Origin of the sequence: Myxococcus sp. AM011 (genome assembly GCF_013372595.1) — a bacterium.
GTDB classification, from domain to species: Bacteria; Myxococcota; Myxococcia; order Myxococcales; family Myxococcaceae; genus Myxococcus; species Myxococcus eversor.
The window spans coordinates 1-7,067 of sequence record NZ_JABXEM010000404.1 but is presented as its reverse complement, the minus strand read 5'-3'; the positions used below and the strand labels follow the sequence as shown (position 1 = coordinate 7,067).

Here is a 7,067-nt window from a genome sequence, read left to right as displayed (position 1 = left end):
CGCTCGAGGCCGGCGGATTTGAGCCCTTGCGTGATGACGAGCCGCCACCGAAAGCCAGAAGGACAGCCAGGTTCCGCCGGTGAGTAACGGCCGTCCCACTTCGGCGAACTCGGACTCGGGGAGCATCAGCTTGAGCAGGTCGTAGAGCGGCACCTCGCTGACGACGTCCGCCGGACGCTCCGCGCCAGGCACCGGCTTGGGCGCCTCCACGGGAGTCGAGTCCGTCTTGATGGACATGATGCGCTTCTTGATGTCCTTCTCTTCGCCGAACAGCTCGATGGTGTTGCCGTACGACTTGGACATCTTCTTGCCGTCGATACCGGGCACCGTCTGGGTGGACTCCTGGATGCGGGCCGTGGGCAGCTTGAGGATGCCGGGCGTATGCCCGCGCTCCTTGCCGTCCGGGTCCGCCGGGTCATAGCCCTTCACGTACTCGGTGTTGAACTTCACGGCCCAGTCGCGGGCGAACTCGACGTGCTGAATCTGGTCCTTGCCCACGGGGACGGCGTCCGCGCTGTAGAGCAGGATATCCGCCGCCATCAGCACGGGGTAGGCGAAGAGGCCGAAGTCCGGGGAGATGCCCTTGGCGACCTTGTCCTTGTAGCTGTGGGCCCGCTCCAGGTGCGCGTGCGGCACCACGGTGCCGAGAATCCAGTTGAGCTCCAGCACCTCGCGCACGTCGCTCTGGCGGAAGAGCACGGCCTTCTTCGGGTCCAGCCCGAGCGCCAGGTACGAGACGGCGGCGTCTCGCGTGAGCTCCAGCGCGAGCTTCGGGTCCCTCACCGTGGTGAGCGCGTGCAGGTTGGCGATGAAGTAGTACGCCTCGCCCTCGTCCTGCATCTGCACGAACTGGCGGATGGCGCCGTAGTAGTTGCCGATGTGCAGCTTTCCGGAGGACTGCACGCCTGAGAGGGTCCGCATGTCTGGGTTCCGAATCGCGAGTCAAAAGGGTCAGATTCGAGTTCCGAATCTGACTTGTGAGCGCGGGTGGTCGCATACCCGCCGTGCCCCTGCAACCTTCCGTTCAGCCCTGCTGGCATCCGTTGCCTGCTGAATGCCCGCCGCGTCCCTGCCTGAAAAATTCCGACCCGCACGTAAATCCTGAGGGATTCCAAGGGCTTGCGGTTGAGCGGTGGTGGGTGGAGCGGTACCCTGATCGCCTCACCTGCGAGCAACCTCACCTCGGGAGGATGAACCGGCATGGAGTCATTCAAGGGAAGTCTCGCCAGCTATCGCCTGCAGATGGTGATGCCGCCGCTGTTCTCGGGTGCCGGAGTGGAGGGCACGCTGAGGGTGGAGCGCGGCGCCATCCAACGCTGTTTCCAGGTGAAGGACGGCTTCCTCGTCGGTGAGAGCTCGAATGACCCCCGGGAGCACCTGGCCCAGGTGCTGGTGAACCTGCGCATCCTGGACGCGCCCCGGGCCGCGGCGGCCTTCGAGGCGGCGGAAGGAGCGGGCACGCCGTACGGCACCTTCCTGGTGCAGCGCTGCTTCGTGGAGCTGCCGCGCCTCATCGAGGCGATGGAGCACAAGGCACGCGAGGCCCTCTTCGACTGCTACGGCTGGGAGTCGGGAGAGGTGGAGTTCACGCCGAAGCTGCCCCCCGCCTCCCGCGCCGTGGGACTGAAGCTCTCGCTGAACGGCCTCCACCGGGACGCGGTGACACGGCTGCGCGAGTGGACGATGTTCCGCGACGTCTTCCCGCACCTGGACGCCACGTTCAGGGTGTTCCGCGAGTTCGCCGTGGAGACGTTCTCCGAGGAGGAGGACAAGCTGCTGGAGCTGGCGGCGGGCGGCGCCACCCTGAGCGAGATGCTGGCCACGGCGAAGGAGGCCCCGCTGTTCGCGGCGCGGTGGATCCTCCACCTGTATCGCCGGGGCGCGCTGTCTCCCCGGATGGCCAAGGGTCCGAAGGTCGGCGAAGCCGCTGAGCTGGCCGAGCTCCTGACCCTGGTGAAGCGATTCCTGGAGACGGGGAAGTACGACCACGCGGTGGCGCTGGCCGCGCAGATTCTCGAGCGCGGCTCCGTGCCCGAGGCCCACGCGCTTTATCGCGAGGCGGAGGTGCGCCTGACGCTGGCCCTGAGCGACGAGCTGTTCGCGCTGGACGGCAGGCTCGTGTTCGAGCCCATCCCCCGCCCTACCCCATCGCAGCTCACGGCGGACGACCTCTACCTGTACTCGAAGCTGCGCGGCAGCCGGAGCATCCGCCAGGCCCTGCGCACCGCGGCCATGGGAGAGCTGGCGGCGTCGCGCTCGGTGCACCGGCTGATGGCGAGCGGGCTGATTCATGTCGCCCCCCTGCCAGAAGCCGAGTCGTCCACCGAAGCGAGGCGCACGAGCACGGACCCGTTCGGAATCCCCGTCGTCAACGTGGCCCCCTGAGCCGCGCCGATTCAACGTGAGGACGACGGAGTGCGCTCGCCGCGCTCCGCTTCCGGCCGGGGCAACCAGAGCAAGTCGAGCGCCAGGACCGCGGCCTCGAACGGCTCCACGCGAGCGATGATGTCCCCCGAATAGCGCTCTCCCGGCGCCCAGCCCCCGGAGCCATGGCGATACACCTCCAGCGAGCGTCGCGCGGGGTCGATGAGCCACACATGCCGCACGCCTTCACGGTGATAGACGGGCAGCTTGCGGAGCCGGTCTTTTGTCTCCGTCGAGGGAGACAGCACCTCACAGACCCAATCCGGCGCCTGCGTCAGCCAGGGCACATCATGCGGTGGCTCCGGGACACGCTCCCGACGCCAACCCGCCAGATCCGGGACGAGGACATCACGCCCGAAGTGCAGCTCCGGCTCATCCAGAAACCACCAGCCGCCCGGTCCACCCGGCCCCAGCTCGAAGGGCATCCCCAGCAGAATCCCGAGTCGTGATGCCACGTGCAGATGCCTCACCGCCGGACGCGGCGACGCATACAGCAAGTCCTCGACAATCTCCCCCACCCAACCGACCGGAAGCGCTTCGATGTCCTCGTACGTCGCCGGCTTCTTGCCCTTGTTCCGCCCCATACCCACCTCCTTCGATGGAACCTCCGAGGTCCTCTCCGCAACACCGCATCCTCAAGGGAGAATGACAGCGTCCACCTTGTGTCCCTTGCCGCCACGACGTGGCAGCCAGATCAGCCCCAGGTCGAGCGGCACCGCCTCGAAGGGCTCCTCGCGAATCACGGCGGGCCCCTCATGAAGGCCCACGCGCTCCCAGCCTCGGTTCCCACTCCGATAGCTTTCGAGGGAACACCGCAACGGGTCGATGAGCCACGCATGTCGCACGTCGCTTCGGTGGTACAGCGGCAGCTTGCGGACGCGGTCCGTGCTTCGCGTCGAAGGTGACAGCACCTCGCAAACCCAGTCGGGAGCCAGCGAGAGCCACGGAGTCTCCGGGTCCGGTGGCTCCGGAACCCGCTCGCGGCGCCAGGCCGCGAGGTCCGGCACCACGACGTTCTCCCCCAGATGAAGCTCCGGCTCGTTCAGCAACCACCAGCCTCCGGGACCACCCCGTGCCCAATCGAAGGGCTGCATGAGCAACGCCCCGAGCCGCGACGCCACATGCAGATGCGCCATCGCCGGGCGCGGCGACGCATACAACAACCCTTCGACAATCTCCCCCACCCACCCCACCGGAAGCGCTTCGATGTCCTCGTACGTCGCCGGCTTCTTGCCCTTGTTCCGCCCCACGCCCACCTCCGTCGATGGAACCTCAGAGGTCCCATCCGTAACACCCCACCTTCAAGGGTGTCCACCTGGTACGTAGGCAGTCTAGTGCCCGGTCTGACATGTCGAATCCACCCACCGCCAGACCCGGAACACGTGAATCTACGACGCCGACTTCCGCTTCTTCGGCTTGGGGACGAACACGTCACTGCGCGGATGGAACTCGTCGTAGACGGAGCGCAGGCGGGCGCTGTTGACGTGGGTGTAGATCTGCGTCGTGGCCAGGTCCGCGTGCCCGAGCATCTGCTGCACGGCCCTCAAGTCCGCCCCCCGCTCCACCAAGTGTGTAGCGAAGGAGTGCCGCAGCTTGTGGGGAGAAATGGGCTTGAGGATGCCCGCCTTCAGCGCATACCGCTTGATCAGCTTCCAGAACCCCTGCCTCGTGAAGCCCGACCCCCGAGGCGTCACGAACAGGGCCCGCGACTCGCGCCGACCGAGCATCGCCGGGCGGGAGTTGCCCAGGTACTCCTGAGTCTTCTCCACCGCCACGCGCCCCAACGGCACCACGCGCTCCTTGGCGCCCTTGCCCTTCGCCACCAGGTAGCCCGCGCTCAACTGCACGTCGTTGACGCCCAGCCCACACAGCTCGCTGACGCGCAGGCCCGTGGCGTAGAGCACCTCCAGCATCGCCTTGTCGCGCAGCCCCGCCGGCGTCCGCTCGTCCGGCGCGGCCAGCAACTGCTCCACCTCGTCCAACGTCAGGAACGACGGCAGCTTCTTCGCCGAGCGCGGCGTGTCCACGTCCTCCGTCGGGTCCTTGTCCGCCAGTCGCTCGGCGACCAGGAAGCGGTGGAAGCCCCGGAGCGCGGCCAGGTGCCTCGCCTGACTGCGCTTGCCCAGCCCGCCCCGGGACAGTGACGACAGGTGCGCCGTCACGTCCTCCTGACGGACGCGCGTCGCGTCCTCCACGCCCCGCGCGCGCAGGTCCTCGAAGTAGGAGGTCAGGTCCGCGGCATAGGCATCCACCGTCTTGCCGGACAGCCCACGCTCCGCGCGGATGAAGGCGATGAACGCGTCGAGCAATCCTTCCATGCCCCCAGGCTAGCGGAGCCCCGCCCGGAGGCAATCTGTCGACCCGCGCGCCACGCCCCCGGACTCAGGGACGCGGCCCACCCGCGCCCTCCGTGGAGGCCTGCTCCAGCGCCTGCACCACCCACGGCCAGCCCACCAGGATGTTCCCCGGCGAGCGCAGGCACGCATCCGCCACCGCGAGCACCTCCGCGGGCCGCGAGCGCACCGCCAGCGCCAGGTGCCGGCCCAGGAACGGGTGTGGCAGATAGCTCAGGTTGTGGTGGCGCACAGGCACCCACTGCAGCGTCGGGCGCCCCGTCCATCGCTCCACCGCATACGCCGCCGCCGACGCCAGCACCTCCAGCGCATACAGCGGCAGCCTGAACGCACTCACCAGGAAGGCCACCAGCGCCGCCGCCGCCACCGCGCCCGCGAAGGACACATTGGCCTGACGGCTCCACACCACCATGGGCACCACGCTGGTGATGATGGCCGCCGTCTGCACCCGCCACACGGAAGGACCTCTCCCGCCGGAGATGCTCGCGATGCTCCCCACCGACAGCCCGGACACCATGCCCAGACACACCCCCACGGCGACTCCCGCTCCACCGCCGAGCACCGGCCCGAAGGCCCCCGCCGCGGTGGCATGCAAACCCACCAGCATGGACAGACTGGCCAGCGAGCCCAGCATCACCCCGGCCGCCAGTCCTGACACCTGTGCGAGCGCCAGCCCCGCGGCCGAACAACACAACGCGGACACCGCCCAGCCGCCGCGAAGTGGAATGCCCGCGCAGTAGAGCCCCAATCCCAACAGCCCCGTCACCAGGGGCGAACCCACCACCAGCAAGAGCAACATCCGCCGGACATAGAGCCCCGCGGCGCGTCCACCCTCACCCTGCTCCCGCCACAACTGGCCGATGCGCCCCCCTGGCGCGAGGATTCCCGCCGCCCGGAGCCTGTAGTGCAGGTCCACCGGGCGAAACAACAGCAGCAATAGCAACCTGACTGGCGATGGGACGTGCTGTGGCATGTCCGTTCGCACTGGCTCCGCGGCCCCTGATTCCACGGTGGCCCCCCTCTTCTTGTTCGAGTTTCAGTCCTCCAGCCTACCCTTGCCCTGCCGGAGGATTTCAAGCGTATCGCCAATGAGTGAAACCACTGTCGACGGTTCGTTCAACGTCACACCCCCGTCAAGGATGAGCTCCAGCCCATGGCCGAACTCCTCCTTTATCTCCCGCGCGTCCGTGAGCGGCTCACCCTGGGTGTTGCTCACCGACGTCGTCACGAGAGGACGCCCCAGCGCGCGAGCCAGCTCGCGGGCCAGGGGGGCATCCGGGACCCGGATACCCACCTGCTTCTGCCGGGTCATCATCAAATCAGGCACCAATCGCGTCGCCTCGAGGATGAAGGTAAACGCGCCAGGGGTGAGACCCTTCATTGTTCGGTACGCGAAATTGCTGACGTGAGCGTAGCGAGCGACGTCCGACAGGTCCGGACACAGGAAGGACAGGGGCTTCTTCTTGTCGCGGCCCTTGAGCTGGTAGAGCCGTTCGATGGCCCGCTTCGAGCCCAAATCACAGCCCATGCCGTAGTACGTGTCCGTCGGATAGGCGATGAGCCCGCCGCGCTCGAGCACCTCCACGGCGCGCTGGATGTGGCGCGGGGAGGGGTGCTCCATGTCCACCTCGAGGATGGGTGCGGCCATGATGTCTTTCTTGCCTCCTGCGAGGGGAGGCAGCCTACGCGGTTCCCGGCGCCTCGTCCGTCCTGACTTCGCCACTGGCCGTCAGTGCACGTCTGGTCAGCACCGGACCCACCAGCTCGTGCGCGGTGATCATCGCCACGATGAGCACCTCCACCTGGGGGCCGAACGAGGGGAACGTCCTCGACACCAGCGCCGCCAGGCCAAACGTCACCCCCGCCTGGGAGATGAGTCCCATCCACAGGTGGCTCTTCAAACGCGGGTCGTCCGCGGGGGCGAAGCGTCGGCAGGAGAACCAGATGGCCCCTCCCCGCAGCACCACCAGCAGCAGCGCCGCCGGCCCCACCGTCACCAGCGCGTCCAGCTTCAACCCCGCGCCCGCCGCCGCGAAGAACAGCGCGAACACCGGCAGGCCCGCCCGCTGGATCGCGTGGTGGATGCGCTCGCCCTCGCGCTCGTCCAGGTTGGCGATGAGCGCCCCGGCCGCCAGCGACACCAGCAGCGGGGACAGGTGCAGGCGCGTGCCCCCTTCCGCCGCCGCGAAGGACAGTCCCACCAGGAACAGCGGCAGCTCCTGCTTCACGCCCCGCATGTAGACGAGCATCGCCACCGCGAGCAGGCCGCCCACCGCCACCGAACCGAAC

Annotated in this window: 8 protein-coding genes; 1 reads left to right on the top strand and 7 read right to left on the bottom strand. The window is 68.0% G+C overall.

Annotated features, from left to right (window positions below; all coding sequences use genetic code 11):
* A partial coding sequence (gene trpS / locus HUW62_RS44640; protein WP_176437913.1) for a tryptophan--tRNA ligase occupies nucleotides 1–921 on the bottom strand: 921 nt, incomplete at its 3' end.
* Nucleotides 922–1,200: 279 nt separating this feature from the next.
* On the opposite strand from trpS, the gene HUW62_RS44635 reads away from it, so the two are divergent.
* A complete protein-coding gene (locus HUW62_RS44635) occupies nucleotides 1,201–2,385 on the top strand; it encodes a DUF4388 domain-containing protein (protein WP_163867252.1) in 1,185 nt (394 codons plus the stop codon).
* Between the two features lie 11 nt (nucleotides 2,386–2,396).
* Here the strand turns inward: HUW62_RS44635 and HUW62_RS44630 are convergent, their stop codons facing one another.
* The 6 genes from HUW62_RS44630 to HUW62_RS44605 all read right to left on the bottom strand — a co-directional run.
* Nucleotides 2,397–3,008: a Uma2 family endonuclease gene (locus tag HUW62_RS44630; RefSeq protein ID WP_176437912.1), complete on the bottom strand. Its 612-nt coding sequence runs from the start codon at nucleotides 3,006–3,008 to the stop codon at nucleotides 2,397–2,399.
* A 51-nt stretch (nucleotides 3,009–3,059) separates the two neighbouring features.
* Nucleotides 3,060–3,680 (bottom strand): Uma2 family endonuclease, encoded by a 621-nt coding sequence (locus HUW62_RS44625; protein ID WP_163867250.1) that lies wholly within the window; start codon nucleotides 3,678–3,680, stop codon nucleotides 3,060–3,062.
* 132 nt (nucleotides 3,681–3,812) lie between these two features.
* Nucleotides 3,813–4,742, bottom strand: coding sequence for a site-specific tyrosine recombinase XerD (gene xerD / locus HUW62_RS44620; RefSeq protein WP_163867249.1), 930 nt, complete (start codon nucleotides 4,740–4,742; stop codon nucleotides 3,813–3,815).
* 64 nt (nucleotides 4,743–4,806) lie between these two features.
* Complete coding sequence (locus HUW62_RS44615) at nucleotides 4,807–5,751, bottom strand: hypothetical protein (protein WP_176437911.1); 945 nt, start codon at nucleotides 5,749–5,751, stop codon at nucleotides 4,807–4,809.
* Nucleotides 5,752–5,814: 63 nt separating this feature from the next.
* Nucleotides 5,815–6,426 (bottom strand): L-threonylcarbamoyladenylate synthase, encoded by a 612-nt coding sequence (locus HUW62_RS44610; protein WP_163867247.1) that lies wholly within the window; start codon nucleotides 6,424–6,426, stop codon nucleotides 5,815–5,817.
* A gap of 34 nt (nucleotides 6,427–6,460) precedes the next feature.
* On the bottom strand, nucleotides 6,461–7,067 hold a 607-nt coding region (locus HUW62_RS44605), incomplete at its 5' end, for a cation:proton antiporter (RefSeq protein WP_176437910.1).